Source organism: Pseudomonas kairouanensis (genome assembly GCF_004682055.1).
Lineage (GTDB): Bacteria > Pseudomonadota > Gammaproteobacteria > Pseudomonadales > Pseudomonadaceae > Aquipseudomonas > Aquipseudomonas kairouanensis.
The window spans coordinates 26839-52367 of sequence record NZ_QUZU01000003.1 but is presented as its reverse complement, the minus strand read 5'-3'; the positions used below and the strand labels follow the sequence as shown (position 1 = coordinate 52367).

At 59.8% G+C, this 25529-nt stretch carries 25 protein-coding genes; 2 read left to right on the top strand and 23 right to left on the bottom strand.

The window, feature by feature from the left end:
* Positions 1 to 3: 3 nt before the first annotated feature.
* Positions 4 to 201: a hypothetical protein gene (locus DYL59_RS04090; protein ID WP_010212420.1), complete on the bottom strand. Its 198-nt coding sequence runs from the start codon at positions 199 to 201 to the stop codon at positions 4 to 6.
* A gap of 107 nt (positions 202 to 308) precedes the next feature.
* Positions 309 to 875, bottom strand: a complete 567-nt coding sequence (gene dcd / locus DYL59_RS04085; RefSeq protein ID WP_135288013.1) for a dCTP deaminase — start codon at positions 873 to 875, stop codon at positions 309 to 311.
* Positions 876 to 1265: 390 nt separating this feature from the next.
* Between dcd and DYL59_RS04080 the strand changes: the two genes are divergently transcribed.
* On the top strand, positions 1266 to 1475 hold the full coding sequence (locus DYL59_RS04080; protein ID WP_002554837.1) for a cold-shock protein: 210 nt from the start codon (positions 1266 to 1268) through the stop codon (positions 1473 to 1475).
* Between the two features lie 143 nt (positions 1476 to 1618).
* Here the strand turns inward: DYL59_RS04080 and rpoS are convergent, their stop codons facing one another.
* The 8 genes from rpoS to DYL59_RS04040 all read right to left on the bottom strand — a co-directional run bounded on the left by rpoS (position 1619) and on the right by DYL59_RS04040 (position 8737).
* Positions 1619 to 2623 (bottom strand): RNA polymerase sigma factor RpoS, encoded by a 1005-nt coding sequence (gene rpoS, locus DYL59_RS04075; RefSeq protein ID WP_025855149.1) that lies wholly within the window; start codon positions 2621 to 2623, stop codon positions 1619 to 1621.
* A gap of 105 nt (positions 2624 to 2728) precedes the next feature.
* Positions 2729 to 3565, bottom strand: coding sequence for a peptidoglycan DD-metalloendopeptidase family protein (locus DYL59_RS04070; RefSeq protein WP_135288012.1), 837 nt, complete (start codon positions 3563 to 3565; stop codon positions 2729 to 2731).
* Positions 3566 to 3773: 208 nt separating this feature from the next.
* Positions 3774 to 4409, bottom strand: a complete 636-nt coding sequence (locus DYL59_RS04065) for a protein-L-isoaspartate(D-aspartate) O-methyltransferase (protein WP_193557532.1) — start codon at positions 4407 to 4409, stop codon at positions 3774 to 3776.
* 41 nt (positions 4410 to 4450) lie between these two features.
* On the bottom strand, positions 4451 to 5200 hold the full coding sequence (gene surE, locus DYL59_RS04060) for a 5'/3'-nucleotidase SurE (RefSeq protein ID WP_135288010.1): 750 nt from the start codon (positions 5198 to 5200) through the stop codon (positions 4451 to 4453).
* The gene (gene truD, locus DYL59_RS04055; protein WP_135288009.1) at positions 5188 to 6246 is read right to left on the bottom strand and encodes a tRNA pseudouridine(13) synthase TruD; all 1059 of its coding nucleotides are present in this window, start codon (positions 6244 to 6246) and stop codon (positions 5188 to 5190) included. Before truD ends, surE begins: the two co-directional genes overlap by 13 nt.
* On the bottom strand, positions 6243 to 6716 hold the full coding sequence (ispF, locus tag DYL59_RS04050; RefSeq protein WP_025855145.1) for a 2-C-methyl-D-erythritol 2,4-cyclodiphosphate synthase: 474 nt from the start codon (positions 6714 to 6716) through the stop codon (positions 6243 to 6245). Before ispF ends, truD begins: the two co-directional genes overlap by 4 nt.
* A 54-nt stretch (positions 6717 to 6770) precedes the next feature.
* A complete protein-coding gene (gene fghA, locus DYL59_RS04045; RefSeq protein WP_135288008.1) occupies positions 6771 to 7616 on the bottom strand; it encodes an S-formylglutathione hydrolase in 846 nt (281 codons plus the stop codon).
* Positions 7617 to 7624: 8 nt separating this feature from the next.
* On the bottom strand, positions 7625 to 8737 hold the full coding sequence (locus tag DYL59_RS04040; RefSeq protein WP_116628354.1) for an S-(hydroxymethyl)glutathione dehydrogenase/class III alcohol dehydrogenase: 1113 nt from the start codon (positions 8735 to 8737) through the stop codon (positions 7625 to 7627).
* 109 nt (positions 8738 to 8846) lie between these two features.
* Here DYL59_RS04040 and DYL59_RS04035 point away from each other — a divergent pair, with 109 nt between their 5' ends.
* The gene (locus tag DYL59_RS04035) at positions 8847 to 9743 is read left to right on the top strand and encodes a LysR substrate-binding domain-containing protein (protein WP_135288007.1); all 897 of its coding nucleotides are present in this window, start codon (positions 8847 to 8849) and stop codon (positions 9741 to 9743) included.
* Positions 9744 to 9874: 131 nt separating this feature from the next.
* Here the strand turns inward: DYL59_RS04035 and ispD are convergent, their stop codons facing one another.
* The 13 genes from ispD to lpxD all read right to left on the bottom strand — a co-directional run bounded on the left by ispD (position 9875) and on the right by lpxD (position 25529).
* Complete coding sequence (gene ispD / locus DYL59_RS04030) at positions 9875 to 10582, bottom strand: 2-C-methyl-D-erythritol 4-phosphate cytidylyltransferase (protein WP_135288006.1); 708 nt, start codon at positions 10580 to 10582, stop codon at positions 9875 to 9877.
* Entirely contained in the window at positions 10579 to 10857 is a 279-nt protein-coding gene (gene ftsB, locus DYL59_RS04025) for a cell division protein FtsB (RefSeq protein WP_003172294.1), read from the bottom strand. Before ftsB ends, ispD begins: the two co-directional genes overlap by 4 nt.
* 171 nt (positions 10858 to 11028) lie before the next feature.
* A complete protein-coding gene (gene eno, locus DYL59_RS04020) occupies positions 11029 to 12318 on the bottom strand; it encodes a phosphopyruvate hydratase (protein WP_135288005.1) in 1290 nt (429 codons plus the stop codon).
* A 157-nt stretch (positions 12319 to 12475) separates the two neighbouring features.
* Positions 12476 to 13321 carry a 3-deoxy-8-phosphooctulonate synthase gene (gene kdsA, locus DYL59_RS04015; RefSeq protein WP_010212442.1) on the bottom strand — a complete coding sequence of 282 codons (846 nt, stop codon included), beginning with the start codon at positions 13319 to 13321 and terminating at the stop codon, positions 12476 to 12478.
* A 5-nt stretch (positions 13322 to 13326) separates the two neighbouring features.
* Positions 13327 to 14958, bottom strand: coding sequence for a CTP synthase (locus DYL59_RS04010; RefSeq protein ID WP_010212443.1), 1632 nt, complete (start codon positions 14956 to 14958; stop codon positions 13327 to 13329).
* Between the two features lie 273 nt (positions 14959 to 15231).
* The gene (tilS, locus tag DYL59_RS04005; RefSeq protein WP_135288004.1) at positions 15232 to 16542 is read right to left on the bottom strand and encodes a tRNA lysidine(34) synthetase TilS; all 1311 of its coding nucleotides are present in this window, start codon (positions 16540 to 16542) and stop codon (positions 15232 to 15234) included.
* Between the two features lie 162 nt (positions 16543 to 16704).
* Positions 16705 to 17652, bottom strand: a complete 948-nt coding sequence (locus tag DYL59_RS03995; protein ID WP_016976871.1) for an acetyl-CoA carboxylase carboxyltransferase subunit alpha — start codon at positions 17650 to 17652, stop codon at positions 16705 to 16707.
* Between the two features lie 129 nt (positions 17653 to 17781).
* A complete protein-coding gene (dnaE, locus tag DYL59_RS03990) occupies positions 17782 to 21303 on the bottom strand; it encodes a DNA polymerase III subunit alpha (protein ID WP_135288002.1) in 3522 nt (1173 codons plus the stop codon).
* Positions 21304 to 21376: 73 nt separating this feature from the next.
* Entirely contained in the window at positions 21377 to 22009 is a 633-nt protein-coding gene (gene rnhB, locus DYL59_RS03985; protein ID WP_135288001.1) for a ribonuclease HII, read from the bottom strand.
* Positions 22006 to 23145, bottom strand: a complete 1140-nt coding sequence (gene lpxB, locus DYL59_RS03980) for a lipid-A-disaccharide synthase (protein ID WP_135288000.1) — start codon at positions 23143 to 23145, stop codon at positions 22006 to 22008. Before lpxB ends, rnhB begins: the two co-directional genes overlap by 4 nt.
* A gap of 2 nt (positions 23146 to 23147) precedes the next feature.
* A complete protein-coding gene (gene lpxA / locus DYL59_RS03975; RefSeq protein ID WP_135287999.1) occupies positions 23148 to 23924 on the bottom strand; it encodes an acyl-ACP--UDP-N-acetylglucosamine O-acyltransferase in 777 nt (258 codons plus the stop codon).
* A complete protein-coding gene (fabZ, locus tag DYL59_RS03970; protein ID WP_003172281.1) occupies positions 23921 to 24361 on the bottom strand; it encodes a 3-hydroxyacyl-ACP dehydratase FabZ in 441 nt (146 codons plus the stop codon). The genes lpxA and fabZ overlap by 4 nt, the downstream gene beginning before the upstream one ends.
* A 112-nt stretch (positions 24362 to 24473) precedes the next feature.
* Positions 24474 to 25529 (bottom strand): UDP-3-O-(3-hydroxymyristoyl)glucosamine N-acyltransferase, encoded by a 1056-nt coding sequence (lpxD, locus tag DYL59_RS03965; protein ID WP_135287998.1) that lies wholly within the window; start codon positions 25527 to 25529, stop codon positions 24474 to 24476.

Sequence of the window (25529 nt, the reverse complement as noted above, 5' to 3'; positions counted from 1 at the left end):
GTATCAGGCAACAGGTGCGGGTGGCGGCTCGTCCGGCAGTGTGGGCTCGCCGGGCTCGGTAGGCTGGGGATAATCCGGCTCGGGTTGGCCGGGAATGCCGCCCGCATAGGCGGGATCGGCCATCAGGGACCAGGCCAGAACGCCAATCTGGTTGGGTTCAAGCCGGGCAAGTTCGGCGCTGATTCGCGGGTCGATCTTCATAAGGTACTCCTCAAGCGTGGCTCGACGCGTTTTGCACGCGCCGAGGCAGTACACCCAATAGAGTCACTTCCCGCAGACAAATTCCCTTTACGTGTAAGACCTTTCGATCAAGCGCGTGGGAGCGTAACGCCACGTTGGCCCTGATACTTGCCGGCACGGTCTTTATACGACACTTCGCAGGCCTCGTCGGACTGCAGGAACAGCATCTGCGCCACGCCTTCGTTGGCATAGATCTTCGCCGGCAACGTGGTGGTGTTGGAGAACTCCAGGGTCACGTGACCTTCCCACTCCGGCTCAAGCGGCGTCACGTTGACGATAATGCCGCAACGCGCATAGGTGCTTTTACCCAGGCAGATGGTCAGCACATCGCGGGGAATCCGGAAGAATTCCACGGTACGCGCCAGGGCGAAGGAGTTGGGAGGAATGATGCAGACGTCGCTCTTGACGTCGACGAAGCTCTTTTCGTCGAAGTTCTTGGGGTCGACGATCGCCGAGTTGATGTTGGTGAACACCTTGAATTCATCGGCGCAGCGCACATCGTAACCGTAGCTGGACACACCGTAAGAAATCACAGGGGCTTGGCCCTGGCCACGGATCTGCCGCTCGACGAACGGTTCGATCATGCCGTGCTCTTGCGCCATGCGGCGAATCCACTTGTCCGATTTGATGCTCATGGCGGGTGTCCTGAAATAGCGAGGTGGAAAAATTCTGTGGGGCATCTTACCGGGGCCAGCGTTGGGGTTCAAAGGCCACGGGGCTTTTCTTGACGAAAGCCCCTCTGCCTATAAGCCGCAGCCAGCGGGGCCGGCGCCCGTATTGCCGTGCCGGGTGACTGTAAATACCACCGCCAGTCACGAAAATGGAGAAACCTTCGGAAATACCATTGGCACGTTCCGGAAAAAGGGTTAAGGTGGCGCCACTGTGCTGCTTGTGTCACTGAGAATCTCTACACGATATGTTGAATTTCGATCCAACCATCTCCAAGAATTTTTCCTGCTCTTTGCACTCAGTCTCGGCCAGGGCTTTTCCTGAGTCGCAGTTAACTTTGTCCAAGGAGATACACCATGTCTAATCGCCAAACTGGTACCGTTAAGTGGTTCAACGATGAAAAAGGCTTCGGCTTCATCACTCCACAATCCGGTGACGACCTGTTCGTTCACTTCAAAGCTATCCAATCCGACGGCTTCAAAAGCCTGAAAGAAGGCCAACAGGTTTCTTTCATCGCTACCCGCGGTCAGAAAGGCATGCAAGCTGAAGAAGTTCAAGTTATCTAACTTGTACTGACTTAGTCGAAAAAACCCCGCCCTTAAAAGCGGGGTTTTTTTATGCCTGGGATTTGGCTTTCACACCAAACCAAGCCAGGCACAAAAAAATGTGGGAGGGGGCTTGCCCCCTCCCACATTTGTACTGCGTCGCTCTATTGGAACAACGACTCACTCGACAAGCCATTCTTCTCCAGGATCTCGCGCAAGCGCTTGAGCCCTTCTACCTGGATCTGCCGCACCCGCTCACGGGTCAGGCCAATCTCCAGGCCTACGTCCTCCAGGGTGCTGCTCTCATGGCCACGCAGGCCGAAGCGGCGAATCACCACCTCGCGCTGCTTGTCCGTGAGCTCCGACAGCCACTGGTCAATGCTTTGGGAAAGATCATCGTCCTGCAACAGCTCGCAAGGATCTGTAGGCCGATCATCCGTCAGGGTGTCCAGCAGGGTTTTATCCGAATCCGGACCCAGCGAGACATCGACCGAAGAGACGCGCTCGTTAAGGCCGAGCATACGCTTGACCTCCCCTACCGGCTTCTCCAGCAGGTTGGCGATTTCTTCAGGCGAAGGTTCATGATCGAGTTTCTGGGTAAGCTCACGCGCTGCCCGCAGGTAGACGTTGAGCTCCTTGACCACATGGATCGGTAACCGGATCGTACGGGTCTGATTCATGATCGCCCGTTCGATGGTCTGGCGAATCCACCAGGTCGCGTACGTAGAAAAGCGGAAGCCCCGCTCAGGGTCGAACTTCTCCACCGCCCGGATCAAGCCCAGGTTGCCCTCCTCGATCAGGTCCAACAGGGACAGCCCACGATTGACGTAGCGTCGGGCGATTTTCACCACCAGGCGCAGGTTGCTTTCAATCATGCGCTTGCGCCCAGCCGGGTCGCCCTTTTGCGACAAGCGCGCAAAATGGACTTCTTCTTCAGGGGTAAGCAGAGGGGAAAAGCCGATTTCATTGAGGTACAGCTGGGTCGCGTCGAGCGCCCGTGTGTAGTCAATGTACTTGTGTTGCTTTAACGCGGTGGAGTTCTTGGACTTGGTGCGAACTGAAGGTACAGCAGGTCCCTCATTCGACATCGATTCCGTAGCAATGCCGGTCTCCATCAGGAGAACCTCATCGTCGATGTCAAACTCCGGCGCTTCTTTACTGAGAGCCATTGTTATAGTCCTTTGGTGAGTTCGACCTCAAGCTCTAGCGACGCCTTTATCCTTGGCAACGCTTGAGCCTGTTCCTTCTACGTGAGGGAACAGGCTGGCAACACATCAACGACGGGGTAGGAATTGCAGCGGATCTACAGGCTTCCCTTGGCGGCGAATCTCAAAGTGCAGTTTCACCCGGTCTGTACCAGTTGACCCCATTTCGGCAATTGTCTGTCCGACCTTGACCTGCTGCCCCTCCCGAACCAACAGCCTACGGTTGTGGCCGTAAGCACTGACGTAGGTATCGCTGTGTTTGATGATGACCAGCTCGCCGTAGCCCCGTAAACCACTCCCGGCGTACACCACTGTCCCATCAGACGCAGCTAAAACAGGCTGTCCCAAATCCCCGGCGATATCAATGCCTTTATTCAAACTACCGTTTGAAGAGAATTTTCCAATTAGCACTCCGTTTGAGGGCCATCCCCACCCTGTCGGAGCAGGGCCTGCAGGCGGTATTGGCGCCGGTGCCGGCTTGCTCGCAATCGTTGGCGAGGCAGTGCCGACGGGCCTGGTAGTGACTGTGGTTTTACTCGAAGAGGACGGCGAAGAGGTGCTGTTTGTGACCACCGTGGTGGGTGTTGAACCCGTACGCCCATCGAAGCGAATCGTCTGACCCGGATGTATCGTATAAGGCACAGGAATATTGTTACGAGCTGCGAGCGCCTTGTAGTCCCAACCGTAACGGAAGGCGATCGAGAACAGCGTGTCGCCTTTGCGCACCACATATTGCCCGGTGGTGACCGTCGGTTTTTGCGGCACCGCGCTATTGCGGTCAACCACCCGGGCGCCGCTGCTCGGCGAGCTGGAGCACCCTACCAACACGGAACTGAAGACGAGGCCAAGCACCAGTCGCTGAAAGCTTGTTTTACTCATACGCTGCGCAAGACCTGTGAGACTCACCCGCCGCTCCCTTTGTGGTGGCTGAACATGAACGCCTGTATCAGGCTTGAAATATGACGCAAGTATAACTGGGCATTGGAGTTTTACCGGCACACGACTGAAACGAATAATTCATCGCGTTTAATTCAGCCGCCGATCATGTTGACTCCATGACACTGGCCGTAAGACACATCCCCGCCAACAGAATTCACTGCCGACGAACAAATGATCAGGCCAGCGGGCCGTTGAGCAACGGCACGAAACGCACCGCACCGAGCACATGCCGTGAAAAGCCTTCGTCCTCTCGGATGATGAGCATCAATTGTTGCACTTCGCCGGAGCCCACCGGGATAACCAACCGCCCACCGGGAGCCAACTGGTCGAGCAACGCTTGCGGCACATCGGTGGCCACCGCAGTGACGATGATGCCGTTGTAAGGCGCCAGCGCCGGCCAGCCTTCCCAGCCATCTCCCCAACGAAATACCACATTGCGCAGGTTCAATTCTGTCAGGCGTTCCTTAGCACGGTCTTGCAGCACCTTGATGCGCTCCACCGAGAACACCCGCTCCACCAGTTGCGACAGCACGGCTGTCTGGTAACCGGAGCCGGTACCAATCTCCAGCACCTTGTCCAACGGCCCGGCCGCCAGCAGTAGCTCGCTCATGCGCGCCACCATGTACGGCTGGGAGATGGTCTGGTTATGGCCGATGGGCAGCGCGGTATCTTCATAGGCGCGGTGAGCCAGGGCTTCATCGACAAACAGGTGGCGAGGCGTACGCCGGATCACTTCCAACACCTGGGCGTTGGACAAGCCTTCTTCGTACAGACGCTGGATCAAACGCTCGCGGGTTCGCTGGGAGGTCATCCCGATACCGCGGCGCAGCAGGTCGTCTTGTTCACGGCCCATCAGTTCAGCCCCTCCAGCCAGCCATCGAGACCACTGAAGGCATCACTGAAGGTGCGATCAAGTTGCAACGGGGTAATCGAAACATAACCTTGCATCACCGCATGAAAGTCCGTGCCTGGGCCGCCATCCTCGGCATCGCCCGCTGCGGCGATCCAGTAGCCTTCCTTGCCGCGCGGGTCCACCACCTTCAACGGCGCCGCCGCACGGGCGCGATGGCCCAGGCGCGTGAGTTGAATGCCGCGAATGTGGTCGAGGGGCAAATTGGGGATATTGACGTTGAGCACCGTGCGCGGCGGCAGGTCCAGGGAGCCATGGGCCTCTACCAGCTTGCGGGCGAAATAGGCGGCGGTGGGCAGGTTGTCCAACTGACGCGAGGCGAACGAGAAGGCGAACGCAGTACGGCCCAGGAAACGCCCTTCAAGGGCAGCCGCCACGGTACCGGAATACAGCACGTCATCCCCCAGGTTCGCACCGAGGTTGATGCCCGAGACCACCAGGTCCGGCTCCCGATCCAGCAAGCTGTTGATGGCCAGGTGCACGCAGTCGGTGGGGGTACCGTTCACACTGATAAAGCCATTGGCCAGAACCTGCGGGTGCAGGGGACGGTCGAGCGTCAGCGAACTGCTGGCGCCGCTCTTGTCCTGGTCGGGGGCAACCACCACGCACTCGGCGTAGTCTTCCAGCGCAGCATAGAGCGCGGCAAGACCGGGTGCGGTGGCACCGTCATCGTTTGATATCAGAATACGCATGGGCTGTCCGTCTGCCCCACCGGCACCAGATCAACAAGCTCGCGCACCAAGACAGTGGCGAAGCATCCGGCCGGCAGGACGAATTCCAATTGCAGAATGTCAGGACCGGGATAATGCCACGTCAACCCGCCAATGGGCAGTCGCAGAATGCGACGTTCCTGGCTCATGCCGGCATTCACCAGCCAATCGCGCAGGTCGGCTTCACCGGCGGCGATCCCTTGTTCCAACTCATGGGTTGCACCACTGGCAGGCGAGTCGCCCTCGCCCCACTGCGGGCCGGTGGGGTGCAGGTCCAGAATGGCCAGGCGCGGGTCGCTGCATTCCGCCTCCCCCGCCGGGAAAAAACTGCGACTGTCGGTAAACGCCAACAGGTCACCCACCTGCGCACGCTGCCAGGAGCCATCGGCTACACGCGCCGCCAGCACCTTGTTGAACAGGTAACTACGGGCCGTGGACAACAACCGCGAACGCACATTGCGCTGCTCCGGCAAGGCCTTGCGCGCCGCCCACTCGCGGGCATCCACCACGTTGCCACCGTTGTGGCCAAAGCGCTGCGCACCGAAATAGTTGGGAATGCCGTGCTGTGCAATCAGTTGCAACCGCGCATCAATAGCAGCGGTATCTGCGGCCAGCTGGGTCAGGCGCAAGGTAAAACCGTTGGCCGAATGCGCGCCACGTTGCAGCTTGCGCTTGTGGCGAGCGGTCTTGAGGATCTTGAGGGTGTCGTTTTCTGCCGCGCTCATGTCCGGATCGGCCTTGCCTGGCAGTTGCACGCTGAACCACTGGCGGGTCAGCGCCTGGCGATCCTTGAGCCCGGCATAACTGACGGTGCGCAGCGGCACCCCAGCCGCCTTGGCGATACGTCGCGCGGCTTCCTCGGTATTGAGGCCGCGTTTCTCGACCCACAGCCACAGGTGCTCACCCTCGCCGGTCAGCGGGATGTCGAGCACTTCGTCAACCTGGAAGTCTTCGGCGGTGGCTTTCAACACCGCGCTGCCCAAGGCCTCGCCATAGGCCCGTGGGCCCAGCAGTTGCAGGTCGTTCATGCGCGCAGCAACAGCGCAACGGAGTGCACCGCGATGCCCTCTTCACGACCGGTAAACCCGAGCTTTTCGGTGGTGGTGGCTTTCACGTTCACTTGATCCAGTTCAATGTGCAGATCCGCGGCAATCAGCGCGCGCATCGATTCAATGTGGGGCGCCATTTTTGGCGCCTGGGCCACGATGGTGTTGTCGACGTTGCCAACCTTCCAGCCCTTGGCATGGATAAGGCCGACCACATGGCGCAGCAATACCCGGCTGTCCGCGCCCTTGAAGGTGGGGTCGGTGTCCGGAAAGTGCTTGCCGATATCGCCCAACGCCGCCGCGCCGAGCAAGGCATCGCTCAACGCATGCAATACAACGTCGCCGTCGGAATGAGCCAGCAACCCATGGTGATGCGCAATGCGCACGCCGCCCAGGGTGATGAAATCGCCTTCGGCGAAACGGTGCACATCGTAGCCGTGGCCAATACGCATAAAAAAACGCCCCGATTTAATTCAGGGCGTGATTCTACCTACTTTTGCCTCACATTAACCGAGCAAAGCACGGCCATGGTGTCGCAAATGGTCTTCGATGAAGCTGGCGATGAAGAAGTAGCTGTGGTCATAGCCCGGTTGCAGGCGCAGATCCAGCGGATGCTTGGCCGCCTTCGCGGCTTGCAGCAGGGCCTCAGGTTTAAGCTGCACGGCTAGGAAGTCGTCGCGGTCGCCCTGATCCACCAGCAATGGCAGCTTTTCCGAGGCTTCGCTGATCAGCACGCAGGCATCCCATTCGCGCCATTTGGAACGCTCTTCGCCCAGGTAGCGGGAGAAGGCTTTCTGGCCCCACGGGCAATCCATCGGGTTGTTGATCGGCGAAAACGCCGACACCGACAGGTAACGCCCTGGGTTGCGCAATGCACACACCAACGCACCGTGACCGCCCATAGAGTGGCCGCTGATACCGCGCTTGTCCGAAGCCGGGAAATGCGCTTCAACCAATGCCGGCAGTTCCTGCACCACGTAGTCATGCATCCGATAGTGCTTGGCCCAGGGTTCCTGGGTGGCATTCAGATAAAAACCGGCGCCGAGGCCGAAATCCCAGGCGTTGTCCGGATCGCCCGGCACACCGGGGCCACGGGGGCTGGTGTCCGGTGCGACGATGATCAACCCCAGGTCGGCGGCCATGCGCTGGGCACCGGCCTTTTGCATGAAATTCTCGTCGGTGCAGGTCAACCCAGACAGCCAGTACAGCACCGGCAACTTACCGCCCTGCTCCGCTTGCGGCGGCAGGTACACGGCGAAGGTCATGTCGCAACCGAGCACATCGGAGTGATGCTTGTAGCGTTTATGCCAGCCGCCGAAGCTTTTCTGGCACGACAGGTTTTCCAGGCTCATGGTCGACCTCAGAAGTGGATGACGGTACGGATGCTCTTGCCTTCATGCATCAGGTCAAACGCTTTGTTGATGTCTTCCAGGCCCATGGTGTGGGTGATGAAGGTATCCAGCGGAATCTCGCCGGTCTGGGCCATTTCCACATAGCTCGGCAATTCGCTGCGACCGCGCACGCCACCGAACGCCGAACCGCGCCAGACGCGACCGGTCACCAACTGGAATGGACGGGTGGCAATTTCCTGGCCGGCACCGGCCACGCCGATGATCACCGACTCGCCCCAACCTTTGTGGCAGCACTCAAGGGCAGCGCGCATCAGTTGCACATTGCCGATGCACTCGAAGGAAAAGTCCACGCCGCCGTCGGTCAAATCGACAATCACGTCCTGGATTGGGCGGTCGTAGTCTTTCGGGTTGATGCAGTCGGTGGCGCCCAGTTGCTTGGCGATTTCGAACTTGGCCGGGTTGATGTCGATGGCAATGATGCGACCCGCCTTGGCTTTTACCGCACCGATGATCGCCGACAGGCCGATACCGCCCAGGCCGAAGATGGCCACGGTATCGCCCGGCTTGACCTTGGCCGTGTTGATCACCGCACCGATCCCGGTGGTGACACCACAACCGAGCAGGCAGACTTTTTCCAGCGGGGCTTCTTTAGGGATCTTGGCGACGGAAATTTCCGGCAGCACGGTGTACTCGGAGAAGGTCGAAGTACCCATGTAGTGGAAAATCGGCTGGCCCTTGTAGGAGAAACGCGTAGTGCCATCCGGCATCAGGCCTTTGCCCTGGGTGGCGCGGATGGCCTGGCACAGGTTGGTCTTGCCCGACAGGCAGAATTTGCACTTGCCGCATTCGGGGGTGTACAGCGGGATCACATGGTCGCCCACGGCCACCGACGTCACGCCTTCGCCAATAGCCTCAACCACCGCACCGCCTTCATGGCCGAGGATCGACGGGAAGATACCTTCCGGGTCGGCGCCCGACAGGGTGTAGGCGTCGGTGTGGCACACGCCGGATGCCACCACGCGCAAAAGCACTTCGCCAGCCTTGGGCATGGCGACATCCACTTCAACGATTTCCAGCGGTTTCTTGGCTTCGAAGGCTACGGCGGCGCGGGACTTGATCATCCGGGTTTCTCCAGGAGGTTAAAAACTGAGACGGTGAGTGTAAAACATGCCCAACTGATTAATAATCCGGACAAAAGCAAAACTTTATTGCTGTACAGGGATAATCGTCATGCTGGAAAACCGCTGGGAAGGCATCGATGAGTTTGTCGCCGTAGCCGAATGCAGCCAATTCACGGCGGCGGCGGAGCGACTGGGCGTGTCGTCATCCCATATCAGCCGCCAGGTGGCGCGCCTGGAAGAACGCTTGCAGACACGCCTGCTGTATCGCAGCACACGCAAGGTCACCCTGACCGAGGCCGGGCAGACCTTCCTGCAACACTGCCAGCGTTTGCAGGACGGTCGCGAAGAGGCACTGCGTGCCGTCGGTGATCTCACCAGCGAGCCCAAGGGCATGCTGCGCATGACCTGTGCGGTGGCCTACGGCGAGCGGTTTATCGTGCCGCTGGTGACGCGGTTCATGGGGCAGTATCCGCAACTGCGGGTGGATATCGAGTTGAGCAACCGCCAATTGGACCTGGTGCACGAAGGCCTCGACCTGGCGATTCGACTGGGCCGCCTGCAGGATTCGCGCATGGTCGCCAGCCGCCTGGCGCCGCGTCGCATGTACCTGTGTGCGTCGCCGTCCTATCTGGCGCGGTACGGCCGGCCCCATAGCCTGTCGGAATTAAGTCGACATAACTGCCTGATTGGCAGTTCGGATATCTGGCAGCTGGCCCAGGATGGGCGCGAATTTTCCCAGCGCGTACAAGGAAACTGGCGCTGCAACAGTGGGCAGGCTGTGCTGGATGCGGCGCTGCAGGGGGTGGGGTTGTGCCAGCTGCCGGACTACTACGTGCTGGAGCATTTGCACAGCGGCGCGCTGGTGTCATTGCTGGAGGCGCATCAGCCACCGAATACGGCGGTGTGGGCGCTGTATCCGCAGCAGCGGCATTTGTCGCCGAAGGTGCGCAAGTTGGTGGATTTTTTGAAGGAGGGGTTGGCTGGGAGGCCGGAGTACAGCGGGTGATTACTTCGGTGTCTGGGTGGGCCTCATCGAGGGCAAGCCCCCCTCCCACCTTTGACCGCGTTTATCCAGGATGTACGCGGCCAAATGTGAGAGCTGGCTTGCTCGCGAAGGGGTCGATACGGTCTAGCTGACTACCTGCGATTAGCCCACCGCAACCGCAACCACTCCAAATCCTCAGGCCGGGTCACCTTGATGTTATCCGAGCGCCCCTCAATCAAGCGCGGTGCCTGACCGGCCCACTCCATCGCCGAAGCTTCATCGGTAATCAGCGCATCCGCCACCAAACTATCGGCCAGCGCGCGATGCAACGCGCCCAGACGAAACATCTGCGGCGTATAAGCCTGCCAGATCAAACTGCGATCAACGGTTTCCACCACACGCCCGTGCTTGTCGACGCGCTTGAGGGTGTCACGAGCCGGCACCGCCAGCAGGCCACCTACCGGGTCATCCGCCAGTTCCGTCAGCAAGGTATCCAGGTCATCGCGACTCAGGTTCGGCCGCGCCGCATCGTGCACCAGCACCCAGTCATCATCGCTGGCACCCAGGGCATTGAGTTGCAACAACGCATTGAGCACTGAACCGGAACGCTCCGAGCCGCCATCCGCACGCACGATACGCGGGTCGGCTGCACAGGCCAGCGTGGGCCAATAGGGATCATCAGAAGCAAGACTGACCACCAGCCCTTTCAGGGAAGGATGGTCGAGAAAACAGCCAAGGCTGTGTTCGAGAATTGTGCGCCCGCCCAGTTGCAGGTACTGCTTGGGACGGTCCGCAGCCATACGGGCACCGACGCCCGCGGCAGGAATCACGGCCCAGAAGGCCGGCAAACGCGTGTTCATTGGGCCAACTGGTAGAGGGTCTCGCCCTCCTTGACCATGCCCAGCTCATGGCGAGCCCGCTCTTCAACGGTCTCCGTACCTTTTTTCAGCTCAAGCACTTCAGCATCGAGGACGCGGTTGCGCTCCAGCAGGCGTTCGTTTTCGGCGTGCTGGTCGGCAATTTGCTGGGTCAGGTCTTTTACCTGCGCAAAGCTGCCATTACCCACCCATAGGCGGTACTGCAGGCCAGCCAGCAACAAGAGCAAGACGAGGAACAACCAATTGGGACTGCGCATCGAATATCGGGTATCCAGTGAAAAAAGACAGCCATGCAAAACTTTTGAAGCAACTGATAGCACGAAGCCTGGAAGAACCAGGCTTGTGCTAAGTAGCCATCAGATTAGCGTCGAAACTCACACTGTCGTGAGTTTTCCGACGCAATCCGCCGACTTTTTACCATTTATCTATTAACCGCGAAACTCGCCGCGACCGTTGTACTTGGCCTTGCCAGCCAGTTGCTCTTCGATACGCAGCAATTGGTTGTACTTGGAAACGCGGTCGGAACGGCACAGAGAACCGGTCTTGATCTGGCCCGCCGAGGTGCCCACGGCCAGGTCGGCAATGGTCGAGTCTTCGGTTTCGCCGGAGCGGTGGGAGATCACGGCGGTGTAACCCGCAGCCTTGGCCATCTGGATGGCTTCCAGGGTTTCGGTCAGGGTGCCGATCTGGTTGAACTTGATCAGGATCGAGTTGGCGATCGACTTGTCGATGCCTTCTTTCAGGATCTTGGTGTTGGTCACGAACAGGTCGTCGCCCACCAGCTGGATCTTCTCGCCGATCTTGTCGGTAAGGATTTTCCAGCCGTCCCAGTCGGACTCGTCCAGGCCGTCTTCGATCGAGATGATCGGGTAGCGCTCGGTCAGGCCCTTGAGGTAGTCAGCAAAACCTTCGGAGTTAAACACCTGGCCTTCGCCGGACAGGTTGTACTTGCCGTCTTCATAAAACTCGCTGGCCGCGCAGTCCAGGGCCAGGGTCACGTCGGTGCCCAGCTTGTAGCCAGCGTTGGCCACAGCTTCGGAGATCACTTTGAGTGCATCTTCGTTGGACGCCAGGTTCGGTGCAAAGCCACCTTCGTCACCTACCGCAGTGCTCAGGCCACGGGCCTTCAGCACAGCCTTGAGGTGATGGAAAATCTCGGTGCCCATGCGCAGGCCTTCGGAGAAGGACTTGGCGCCAACTGGCTGGACCATGAATTCCTGGATGTCGACGTTGTTATCAGCGTGCTCACCACCGTTGATGATGTTCATCATCGGCACCGGCATGGAGTACACACCCGGGGTGCCGTTCAGGTTGGCGATGTGGGCGTACAGCGGCAGGTCCTGGTCCTGGGCAGCAGCCTTGGCCGCAGCCAGGGAGACGGCGAGGATGGCGTTGGCGCCCAGGCTGCCTTTGTTTTCGGTACCGTCGAGCTTGATCATTGCCAGGTCGAGGGCTTTCTGGTCAACCGGGTCTTTACCCAGCAGCAGGTCGCGGATCGGGCCGTTGATGTTGGCGACGGCCTTGAGTACACCTTTGCCCAGGTAACGGCTCTTGTCGCCATCACGCAGTTCCAGCGCTTCGCGCGAACCGGTAGACGCACCGGACGGCGCGCAGGCGCTGCCGATGATGCCGTTATCGAGAAGCACGTCGGCTTCGACGGTGGGGTTGCCACGGGAGTCGAGAACTTCACGACCTTTGATGTCGACGATTTTTGCCATTGTTGTAAACACTCCAAAGTTGACGAAAACGACGCAGCTGAAGGGAAACTTTTGACCGACCGCAAGGGTGGAACAACGGGGCAGGCTTGCAGGCGACAAGGCTCAGGCCCAGGGGCCTGAGCATTTAGCGTGGGATACTTTACCGGAGAAACGCGGCTTACGCGGTTTCTACCGTCGGAAAACTCTTGACCAGTTCGTCCAACTGCTTGAGCTGAGCCAGGAATGGCTCCAGCTTGTCCAGGCGCAGGGCGCATGGGCCGTCGCATTTGGCGTTGTCCGGGTCCGGGTGGGCTTCCAGGAACAGGCCCGCCAGGGACTGGCTGATACCGGCCTTGGCCAGGTCCAGCACCTGGGCACGGCGCCCACCGGCGGAATCGGCACGACCACCGGGCATTTGCAGCGCATGGGTCACGTCGAAGAACACCGGGTATTCGAACTGTTTCATGATGCCGAAACCGAGCATGTCCACCACGAGGTTGTTGTAGCCGAAGCTCGAACCGCGCTCGCAGAGGATCAACTGGTCGTTACCCGCTTCCACGCACTTGTTCAGGATGTGTTTCATCTCCTGGGGCGCGAGGAACTGGGCTTTCTTGATATTGATCACAGCGCCGGTCTTGGCCATCGCGACTACCAGGTCGGTCTGGCGCGACAGGAAGGCCGGCAACTGGATGATGTCGCACACCTCGGCGACCACGGCAGCCTGTTCAGGCTCGTGGACGTCGGTGATGATCGGCACGCCGAAGGCTTGCTTGATGTCCTGGAAGATCCGCATGCCTTCTTCAAGGCCTGGGCCGCGGTAGGAGGTCACGGACGAACGGTTGGCCTTGTCGAAGCTGGCCTTGAATACGTAAGGAATACCGAGTTTCTCGGTGACTTTTACGTACTCTTCACAGACCTGCATCGCCATGTCACGGCTTTCCAGCACGTTCATGCCGCCGAACAGCACCATGGGCTTGTCGTTGGCAATCTCGATGTCGCCTACGCGAATGATCTTCTGGGCCATCAGGGTTACGCCTTCTTCTGGTGTTGCGTCAGTGCTGCCTTGACGAAACCGCTGAACAACGGGTGACCGTCGCGCGGCGTGGAGGTGAACTCCGGGTGGAACTGGCAAGCGACGAACCATGGATGATCCGGTGCTTCCACCACTTCGACCAGCGCGCCATCACCGGAGCGACCGGAGATTTTCAGGCCAGCCTCTTTGATCTGCGGCAGCAGGTTGTTGTTCACTTCGTAGCGGTGACGGTGACGCTCGACGATCACGTCCTTGCCGTAGCAATCGTGAACCAGCGACCCCGGCTCCAGCAGGCAATCCTGTGCGCCAAGGCGCATGGTGCCACCCAGGTCGGACGCTTCGGTACGGGTTTCGACCGCGCCGGTGGCATCTTCCCACTCGGTGATCAGGCCCACGACCGGGTGGCCGCTCTTGCTGTCGAACTCGGTGGAGTTGGCGTCTTTCCAGCCCAGCACGTTACGGGCGAACTCGATAACGGCCACTTGCATGCCCAGGCAGATACCCAGGTACGGCACCTTGTTCTCACGGGCGTACTGCACGGCAGTGATCTTGCCTTCCACGCCACGCAGGCCGAAACCGCCTGGCACCAGGATCGCGTCCACACCTTCGAGCAAGGCAGTGCCTTGGTTCTCGATGTCTTCGGAGTCGATGTAGCGCAGGTTGACCTTGGTGCGGTTGCTGATACCGGCGTGGCTCATCGCTTCGATCAGCGACTTGTACGCGTCCAGCAGTTCCATGTATTTGCCGACCATGGCGATGGTGACTTCGTGCTCAGGGTTGAGCTTGGCGTCGACCACGGCTTCCCACTCGGAGAGGTCCGCACCGTTGCATTGCAGGCCGAAACGCTCGACCACAAAATCGTCCAGGCCTTGCGAATGCAGGATGCCCGGGATCTTGTAGATGGTGTCGGCGTCTTCCAGCGCGATCACCGCACGTTCTTCAACGTTGGTGAATTGCGCGATCTTGCGACGCGAGGAAATGTCGATCGGGTGATCGGAGCGGCACACCAGCACGTCCGGCTGCAGGCCGATGGAACGCAGTTCCTTGACCGAGTGCTGGGTTGGCTTGGTTTTGGTCTCGCCGGCAGTGGCGATGTAAGGCACCAGGGTCAGGTGCATCAGCATCGCGCGCTTGGCGCCGACTTCGAAACGCAACTGGCGGATGGCTTCGAGGAACGGCTGGGATTCGATGTCACCCACGGTGCCACCGATCTCGACCATCGCCACGTCGGCATCGCCTGCACCCTTGATGATGCGGCGCTTGATTTCGTCGGTGATATGCGGGATCACCTGGATGGTTGCACCCAGGTAGTCACCACGGCGCTCTTTGCGCAGCACGTGCTCGTAGACGCGGCCGGTGGTGAAGTTGTTGTTCTGGGTCATGGTCGTGCGGATGAACCGCTCGTAGTGGCCCAGGTCCAGGTCGGTTTCGGCGCCGTCGTGGGTGACGAACACTTCACCGTGCTGGAACGGGCTCATGGTGCCCGGGTCAACGTTGATGTACGGGTCCAGCTTGAGCATGGTGACCTTAAGTCCCCGCGCCTCCAGGATGGCCGCCAATGAAGCCGATGCGATGCCTTTCCCCAATGAAGAAACAACACCGCCCGTGACGAATATGTAGCGCGTCATGAAAAACCCTAGAAGTCTGCGTTAAAGCGGTCCGAGCCGCCGGGGAAAGCGAAGGAAGGCCGAAGCCCCCGATCACCTGCATTAATCACAGTGCACCTTTCAAAAAAACCGCCGCGTGGTGACAGACCAGCAATGAAACACCGGTACGTTGATCGCTACACATTTTTTGGAATCGCCCAGCAAAGACTGCTTGGTAATCGGCAACTGCTGCGATTCAGGAGAATCCACAGAAGTTGTATCAAGAAGGGAGCGTAGTCTACCGGAAAGGCTCTACTAGCTCAAACCTTGATCGCAGGTCTGTGGCTTCCAGTGTAATTGCCAGTCACCCGTCTTGCTGGGCCATAGCCCTGCAAGGGTTGGGACACCCAGCAGTTGCTCGCCCCGATACAGCAGCGGCAATCTGCCACGCATGAACGCCGGCAAGCCACATTCATTGAGCAGGCGCTTCAAGTCGCGCCGGCCTCGACCGGGTATTTCAATGATTTCGCCGCCCTGGCGATAACGGATCTGCAAAGGGCCCTCAGGGGCTTTGCCGATGAATTCAAGCTGACCATTACCGGGTAACTCTAGTGGGTTTTGCGGATCGGGCCAGTTCACCGTTGCGTGGGAAAACTGCGACCAAGTCGCGGGCAACCACCAGACGCGTTCGCCACAACGGTGCAATTGGCCGTCGGCCAAGCGCCATAGCGGTTGGGCGTCGTCTTTGGCATCGCGCAAGGAATACCAGCCGGCCCAATGATCGCTATCGGGCAAACGGGTCAGGGGCGTCAGCCAATGACGCAAGGCATTGCGCTGGCGAGCGTCGGAAAGATCGCGCAAGGGCGCAAGTGCCAAGGACGGTAAAGGCAGCCAGGGAAACGGCGAAGAGTGATCGGCGGCCTGCAAGTCCATGCCCGCCAGGTCGTCGAGCAGGCTTTGGGCTTCGCCTAGATGCTCGGCAGTGCGCGCCAGGCTCGAAACGGCCTGGGGCCAGCGCTCCGTGAGGATAGGAAGGACCCTGTGGCGCAAGTAATTACGGGAGAACCGCGGGTCGACATTGGAGGGGTCATCGATCCACATCAATTGACGCGCGTGGGCGTAAGCCTCCAGTTCCGCACGGGAGACATCCAGTAACGGCCGCACCAAATGGCCACTCGCCAATGGCCGCTGCACCGGCATGGCCGCCAACCCGCGTACGCCGGCACCGCGCAACAGGCGGAACAGCAAGGTTTCTGCCTGATCGTCGCGATGCTGACCCGTCAGCAAGACCTCCCCTGCCCCGATCACTTCGGTAAACGCCTGGTAACGCGCGTCACGGGCAGCACGCTCAAGGCTGGCGCCGGGTTGGACCTGCACGCGCATGACGCGCAGAGGCACGCCCAGGCTGTCGCAAACTGACTGGCAATGGGCTGGCCAGGCGTCAGCAGCGGCTTGGAGGCCGTGGTGGACGTGGATGGCGCTCAGCGGCGGGAGGTGTTCGGTGTTGGCAAGGAGGTGCAGTAAGACAGTGGAATCAAGGCCGCCGGAGAATGCGATATGCCAAGCCGGGGCGTTGCGCCACGGGGCCAGGGTTTGCATGATCTTGGCGGGCAAAGTTGGCTTCATCACAGGTTACCGCTGCAAAACTGAAATACGTCAGCCCAGCATACACAAAGCAAATGTGGGAGCGGGCTTGCTCGCGAATGCAGTGTATCAGTCGACCTTTCCAGTGACTGACACTCTGCATTCGCGAGCAAGCCCGCTCCCACATTTAGTCCTGCGTAAATCTTACAGGCCGTAGCTCATCAGGCGCTCGTAACGACGGGCCAGCAGCGCTTCGTTGTCCAGCTTCTTGAGCATGGCCAGTTGCGAGCCCAGCTCGGCGCGGATAGTCGCAGCGGCAGCAGCCGGGTCACGGTGAGCGCCGCCCAATGGCTCGGCGATCACTTTGTCGACGATACCCAGGCCCTTGAGGCGATCGGCCGTGATGCCCATGGCTTCAGCAGCGTCCGGCGCCTTCTCTGCGGTTTTCCACAGGATCGAGGCGCAACCTTCTGGCGAGATCACCGCGTAGGTGGAGTACTGCAGCATGTTCAACTGGTCGCACACGCCAATGGCCAGTGCGCCGCCGGAACCACCCTCGCCGATGACAGTGGCGATGATCGGGGTTTTCAGGCGTGCCATGACACGCAGGTTCCAGGCAATCGCTTCGCTCTGGTTGCGTTCTTCAGCGTCGATACCTGGGTAGGCACCCGGGGTGTCGATGAAGGTCAGGATTGGCATCTTGAAGCGCTCGGCCATTTCCATCAGACGGCAGGCCTTGCGGTAGCCTTCCGGGCGCGGCATGCCGAAGTTGCGACGCACTTTTTCGCGCACTTCACGGCCTTTCTGATGACCGATCACCATTACGGGTTGATCGTCCAGGCGAGCGATACCGCCCACGATGGCCGCGTCGTCAGAGAAATGACGGTCGCCATGCAGCTCGTCGAACTCGGTGAAGATGTGCTGGATGTAGTCCAGGGTGTACGGGCGGCGCGGGTGGCGAGCCAGGCGCGCAATCTGCCAGCTGGTCAGCTTGCCGAAGATGTCTTCGGTCAGGGTGCTGCTCTTGTCCTGCAGGCGAGCGATCTCATCGCCGATATTCAGCGAATTGTCATTGCCGACCAGGCGCAGTTCTTCGATCTTGGCTTGCAGGTCAGCGATCGGCTGTTCGAAATCAAGAAAATTCGGGTTCATAAGCGTCCGTCTTGGGTCGACGGCCAGGGCGTGCCTGGCCAGCCGGTGGTCTATTCGCGCCCTACCTTAAGGGAGAGGCGCGTTTAGGTCGAGATTAAATGTTTAGTCGAGATCAGACACATCTGACCGTCAACGGTATTGGAGGAAGACGTTGTCTCGCCCGAACTGGTCACGCAAAGCTTGAATCAAGCCGTCCGCAGGATCAATTCGCCAGGTCTCGCCAAACTGCAACATGGCCTTGGCGTCGCTGCCGGTGTACTCCATGGTCACCGGGCACGCGCCACGATGGCGTTTGAGCAAGTCGCCCAACCAGCGTAGCTGATCGCCCTTGAGTGCTTCGGTTTTCACCTTCAAGCGCAGGCTTTCGGCCAGGTTGGTACGGGCATCTTCCATGCTCATCACCCGCTTGATCCGCAGGCGCAGGCCGCCGGAGAAGTCATCGTTGCTGACCTCCCCTTCCACCACCACCATGGCGTCGGTCTGCAACAGCGACTGCGCCGAGTGGAACGCATCGGCAAACAGCGACGCCTCGATGCGGCCCGAGCGGTCGTCAAGGGTAATAAAGCCCATCTTGTCGCCCTTTTTGTTCTTCATCACCCGCAGCGCGATGATCATGCCGGCGACGGTCTGTGTGTCCCGCGCGGGCTTCAGGTCGATGATGCGCTGGCGGGCGAAGCGGCGGATTTCCCCTTCGTATTCGTCAATCGGGTGGCCGGTGAGGTACAGGCCCAAGGTGTCTTTTTCACCCTTGAGGCGTTCCTTGAGGGTCAGCTCCTTGGCCTTGCGATGGTTGCCGTACACATCCGCATCTTCTTCGACGAACAGCCCGCCAAACAGGTCGGCGTGGCCGCTGTCATGGGTACGAGCAGTCTGCTCGGCGGCCTTGATCGCTTCTTCCATGGCGGTCAACAGCACCGCGCGGTTACGGTCGATATTGGCCTGGTACGCCTTGGGCTCATCGTGGAAATACGGGCCGAGGCGGTCGAGTGCGCCACTGCGGATCAGGCCGTCGAGGGTGCGCTTGTTGATGCGCTTGAGGTCAACCCGTGCGCAGAAGTCGAACAGGTCCTTGAACGGCCCGTCCTGGCGCGCTTCGACGATGGCTTCCACCGGGCCTTCGCCCACGCCCTTGATCGCGCCGAGACCGTAGATGATGCGGCCTTCGTCGTTCACCGTGAACTTGAACTCCGAGGCGTTCACGTCCGGTGCGTCGAGGCGCAGCTTCATGGTGCGCACTTCCTCGATCAAGGTCACGACCTTGTCGGTGTTGTGCATATCGGCCGAGAGTACCGCAGCCATGAACGGCGCTGGGTAGTGGGCTTTGAGCCAGGCGGTCTGGTACGACACCAGGCCGTAGGCGGCGGAGTGGGATTTGTTGAAGCCGTAACCGGCGAACTTCTCCACCAGGTCGAAAATGTTACCGGCCAGGTCCGCATCGATATTGTTGGTGGCACAACCTTCAATGAAACCGCCACGCTGCTTGGCCATCTCCTCGGGTTTTTTCTTACCCATGGCCCGACGCAGCATGTCCGCACCACCCAGGGTGTAGCCCGCCATCACCTGGGCAATCTGCATCACCTGTTCTTGATACAGGATGATGCCGTAGGTCGGCGCCAATACAGGCTTGAGGCCTTCGTACTGATAGTCGGAGTGCGGGTAGGCCAGTTCGGCGCGACCGTGCTTACGGTTGATGAAGTCATCCACCATGCCCGACTGCAGCGGGCCCGGACGGAACAGGGCCACCAGTGCGATCAGGTCTTCCAGGCAGTCGGGCTTGAGCTTTTTGATCAGCTCTTTCATGCCGCGCGACTCAAGCTGGAACACTGCCGTGGTTTCGGCCTTTTGCAGCAGGGTGTAAGTCGGTTTGTCGTCCAGCGGGATAAACGCGATATCCAGCGGTTCTTCGTTGACCTTGGCGCGGTCGCGGTTGATGGTCTTGAGCGCCCAGTCGATGATCGTCAGGGTTCGCAGGCCAAGGAAGTCGAACTTCACCAGACCGGCTGCCTCCACGTCATCCTTGTCGAACTGGGTTACCAGGCCGTCGCCCGCTTCGTCGCAATAGATCGGCGAAAAGTCGGTGAGTTTGGTCGGCGCAATCACCACACCACCGGCGTGTTTACCGACGTTACGCACCACGCCTTCGAGCTTGCGGGCCATGTCCCAGATTTCGGCGGCTTCTTCATCGACCTTGATGAAGTCGCGCAGGATCTCTTCCTGCTCATAGGCCTTTTCCAGGGTCATGCCGACTTCGAACGGGATCATCTTCGACAGGCGATCGGCCAGGCCGTAGGACTTGCCCTGCACCCGGGCCACGTCACGAATTACAGCCTTTGCCGCCATGGAACCGAAGGTGATGATCTGGCTAACCGCGTTGCGGCCGTATTTTTCAGCCACGTATTCAATTACGCGGTCACGACCGTCCATGCAGAAGTCGACGTCGAAGTCGGGCATGGACACCCGTTCCGGGTTCAGGAACCGTTCGAACAGCAGGTCATATTCCAGCGGGTCAAGGTCGGTAATCTTCTGTACGTAGGCCACCAGCGAACCGGCACCCGAGCCCCGGCCCGGTCCCACCGGCACGCCGTTGCTTTTGGCCCACTGGATAAAGTCCATTACGATCAGGAAGTAACCTGGGAAGCCCATCTGGATAATGATATCCAGCTCGAAATTGAGCCGGTCGACATACACCTGGCGCTTGGCGTCGTAGTCTTCGGTGGTGTCCTTGGGCAGCAGGACGGTCAGCCGCTCGTCCAGGCCGTCGAACGACACTTTGCGGAAATACTCATCGATGGTCATACCATCGGGAATTGGGAAGTTGGGCAAAAAGTGCTTGCCCAGCTTCACTTCGATGTTGCAGCGCTTGGCGATCTCGACCGAGTTTTCCAGGGCCTCGGGCAGGTCGCTGAACAGCTCGGCCATCTCGTCGGCGCTTTTGAGGTACTGCTCTTCGCTGTAGTTCTTCGAGCGACGCGGGTCATCCAGGGCCCGGCCTTCGCCGATGCACACGCGGGTTTCGTGGGCTTCGAAGTCTTCTTTCTTGATAAAACGCACGTCGTTGGTCGCCACCAGCGGCGCGCCCAGCTTGTCGGCCAGGGCCACGGCGGCGTGCAGGTGCTCTTCATCATTGGGACGGTTGGTGCGCTGCACTTCCAGGTAGAAGCGGTCGGGGAAGACCTGCATCCACTCGCCGGCCAATACCTCGGCCTCCTGAGGGTTGCCACCCAACAGCGCGATGCCGATCTCGCCCTCTTTGGCGGCCGACAGCATGATCAGGCCTTCGCTGGCCTCGGCGACCCATTCGCGCTCGATGATGATCGACCCATTGCGCTGGCCATCGATAAAACCACGGGAAATCAATTCAGTGAGGTTGCGATAACCCACGCCATTCATCGCCAGCAGGCTGATGCGACTCAAGGGGTTATCCGGGTCTTTGTTGGACAGCCACAGGTCGGCACCACAGATCGGCTTGATCCCGGCGCCCATGGCGTTCTTGTAGAACTTGACCAGGGAACACATGTTGTTCTGATCGGTCACCGCAACCGCAGGCATGTTCATGCCCACCAGGGTTTTGACCAGCGGTTTGATCCGTACCAGGCCGTCGACCAGGGAGTATTCAGTGTGCAGGCGTAGGTGAACGAATGAAGCCGGCATAGTGATCTCTTATACGTGGAAAACAACAAGGCCCGGATTGTACCGGGCCTTGGGCAAAACATCAGCCTCGCGACTACACCTCGCTGAGGCTCTCCCGTGCTTCGTACGCCAGGCGCACCGGGGCAAACGAGCGCCGGTGGATCGGCGTGGGGCCCAATCGAGCCAAGGCTTCCAGATGAACGGGCGTCGGGTAGCCTTTATGGCCACCGATGCCGTAGCCGGGGTAGATCAGTTCGAACGCAGCCATTTCGCGGTCACGACTGACTTTGGCCAGGATCGAGGCTGCGGCAATGGCCGGCACCTTGCTATCGCCCTTGACCACGGCTTCCGACGGCATTGCCAGCTTGGGGCAGCGGTTGCCGTCGATCATCGCCATTTTTGGCGTGATGTGCAGGCCTTCGACCGCACGCTGCATGGCAAGCATGGTGGCGTGGAGGATGTTCAGTTCGTCGATTTCTTCAACTTCAGCCCGAGCGATATGCCAGCTCAGGGCTTTCTCAATGATCTCGTCGTAGAGCTTTTCGCGGCGGGCTTGAGTGAGTTTTTTCGAGTCGTTCAGGCCAAGGATCGGGCGGTTCGGGTCGAGAATCACTGCTGCCGTGACGACCGCCCCGCACAGTGGGCCGCGCCCTACTTCGTCAACGCCGGCCACCAGTTCGTGGGCATGGGCAACCAGGCTGAAATCCAGGCCCATTTGCGTAGTCATAGGGTGTCCTGTTTTTTACCGATCAAGGTCAGTACGGCATCCGCCGCCTGGTTGGACGCATCACGGCGCAGGGTGCGGTGAATATCATCGAAACCACGGGTCTGCTCTTCACCGCCGTCGATCAGGGGGAGTACGGTTTGCGCCAGGGCCTCAGGGGTCGCATCGTCCTGCAACAACTCCGGCACCAACAGACGCTGGGCCAGCAGGTTGGGCAGGGAGATGTAAGGGCTTTTGACCATGCGCTTGAGAATCCAGAAGGTCAGCGGTGCCAGACGGTAGGCCACGACCATGGGGCGCTTGTACAGCAAGGCCTCCAAGGTAGCGGTGCCCGAGGCGATCAGCACCGCATCACAAGCTGCCAGGGCCAGGTGCGACTGACCATCGAGCAGAGTCAGCGGCAGGTTGCGGCCTTCCAGCAGCGTTTCGATCTGTGCACGGCGCTGTGGGCTGGCGCAGGGCAGCACAAAGCGTACGCTTGGCTTCAGGGCCATCAGGCGCTCGGCAGCATCAAAAAACAACGCGCCCAGGCGACCGACTTCGCCACCTCGGCTGCCCGGCATCAAGGCCACCAACGGACCGTCGGGCAAGCCCAACTCCGCACGGGCGGCAGCGCGGTCAGCGTGCAAGGGAATAGTGTCGGCCAGGGTGTGCCCGACAAACCGCACCGGCACGCCCTTCTCTTCGTAGAACCTGGCTTCGAACGGCAGCAGGGTCAGCATGAGGTCGCAGCCTTCACGGATCTTCAACACACGCTTCTGCCGCCAGGCCCATACGGACGGGCTGACGTAGTGCACGGTCTTGATCCCGGCCTGACGCAATTTGAGTTCGATAGTGAGGGTAAAGTCTGGCGCGTCGATACCGATGAAAACATCCGGCTTTTCAGCGATCAGGGTCTGGATCAGCAGCTTGCGCCGAGCCAACAGCTCGCGCAGGCGACCCAGCACTTCCACCAAGCCCATGACCGACAAGCGTTCCATGGGGAAGTAGGACGTAAGCCCTTCAGCCTGCATCAGCGGGCCGCCGACGCCAATAAACTCCACCGCCGGATGCTGGGCCTTGATGGCACGCATCAGTCCTGCACCCAGAATATCGCCGGAAGCTTCCCCGGCCACCAGCGCGATACGCAGATTGGCCATGGTTAGCGGGTAATGCCGCGAGTCGACGCCTGGATCGAGTCACGGAACACCGCGACTTCCGGGAACAACGCTGCCGGTTCGGCCAGCTGGGTCAACGCCTGGTCGACCGTGAGGCCTTGGCGATAAACCACTTTATAGGCGCGGCGTAAGGCATGGATCGCCTCGTCGCTGAAACCACGACGGCGCATGCCTTCGAAGTTCATGCTACGGGCCTCGGCCGGGTTGCCAAACACGGTGACAAACGCTGGAACGTCCTTGCCAATGGCGGTGCCCATGCCGGAAAAGCTATGGGCGCCGATATGACAGTACTGATGCACCAGAGTGAAACCGGACAGGATCGCCCAGTCATCAACGTGCACATGGCCCGCCAAGGCAGTGTTGTTGACCAGGATGCAGTGATTGCCGATAACGCTGTCGTGGCCAATGTGGGCATAGGCCATGATCAGGTTGTGGTCACCCAGGGTGGTCTCGGCACGATCCTGCACGGTGCCACGGTGAATGGTCACGCCTTCTCGGATGATGTTGTGATCACCGATTACCAGGCGTGTTTCTTCGCCCTTGTACTTCATGTCCGGGGTGTCTTCGCCTACCGAGGAAAACTGGTAGATGCGGTTGTGTTTGCCAATTCGGGTCGGACCTTTGAGGATTACGTGCGGCCCGATGACAGTCCCCTCGCCGATTTCAACACCTGCGCCGATGATCGACCAAGGGCCGACCTCAACGTCGGCGGCCAGAACGGCCGACGGATCGATGATTGCGCGAGGGTCAATCAAACTCATAGTTTGCGTTCCGCACAGATGATCTCGGCAGAGCACACCGGCTTGCCGTCCACCGAAGCCTGGCATTCGAACTTCCAGATCTGGCGTTTGCAGCTGATGAACTTGGCTTCCAGGATCAACTGGTCACCAGGGGTGACCGGGTTGCGAAAACGCAACTTGTCGGAACCCACGAAATAGTAAAGCGTGCCGTCGGCAGGCTTGAGGTCGAGCATTTTGAAACCAAGGATACCGGCAGCCTGGGCCATCGCTTCAATGATCAACACGCCCGGCATGATCGGATGCGCGGGAAAGTGACCGTTGAAGAACGGTTCGTTGATGCTGACATTCTTGTAGGCACGAATGCGCTTTTCCTCAACATTGAGGTCCACTACACGGTCCACCAGCAGGAACGGGTAACGGTGAGGCAGGTATTCGCGAATCTCGTTGATGTCCATCATTTCGGGGGGAAGCCTGTAATAAAGATTGGGGGCGGGCGGACTAAGCGCACGCCCCGCTAGCAAATCAAGGAGGCAAGTCTAGCGGCTGTGCACACTTGATATGGAAATGGTATCAGCCTTCTGATGAAGCATTACCGCCAGGGGTCACGTCCCCAACACGCTTTTCCAGCTGTTTGAGGCGTCGAGCCATGTCGTCGAGCTGCCTCAAACGTGCTGCGCTCTTGCGCCATTCAGCCGCAGGCTGCATGGCGGTACCGGAAGAATAGGCACCCGGCTCGGTAATCGAGTGGGTGACCATGGTCATGCCGGTGATGAAGACGTTGTCGCAAATATCGATATGTCCCACCAGCCCAACGCCACCGGCGAGCATGCAGTGCTTGCCGATCCGGGTACTGCCGGAGATACCGACACAGGCCGCCATGGCGGTGTGATCGCCAATGTGCACGTTGTGGGCGATCTGGATCTGGTTGTCGAGCTTCACGCCGTTACCAATCACGGTATCGGCCAGGGCCCCGCGATCGACAGCGGTGTTCACGCCAATTTCCACGTCGTCGCCGATCAATACACCGCCGACCTGGGCAATCTTGTTCCAGATGCCCTTGGAATTGGCAAAACCGAAGCCTTCACCGCCGATCACGGCACCCGACTGAATGACCACCCGCTCACCGATACGCACATCGTGGTAAAGGGTCACGCGGGGGGCGAGCCAACCGTCAGCGCCGATCACGCAACGCGCGCCGATAAAGCAATGGGCACCGACCGTGACGCCGGCAGCGATACGCGCGCCACTCTCGATCACCGCAAAGGCGCCAATGCTGGCCGCAGGATCAACCTGGGCATCATCGGCGATCACCGCCGACGGGTGAACCCCCACGGCTGCCTTGGGTTTTGGATCGAACAGGTGCGACGCTTTCGCATACGCCAGGTACGGATCAGCCACCACCAGCGTATCCCCGGCAAACCCTTCGGCATCAGCAGCCTTGAGCAACACGGCTGCGGCTTGGCTGTCGACCAGGTATTTACGGTATTGGGGGTTTGCGAGGAAGCTCAACTGAGATGGGCCAGCCTCCTGCAAGGTGGCTAGCCCAGTGATTTCTTTCTCCGGGGAGCCGCGCAAGGCGGCCCCCAGGAACTCGGCCAACTCGCCGAGCTTGATAGTCGCGGTCAT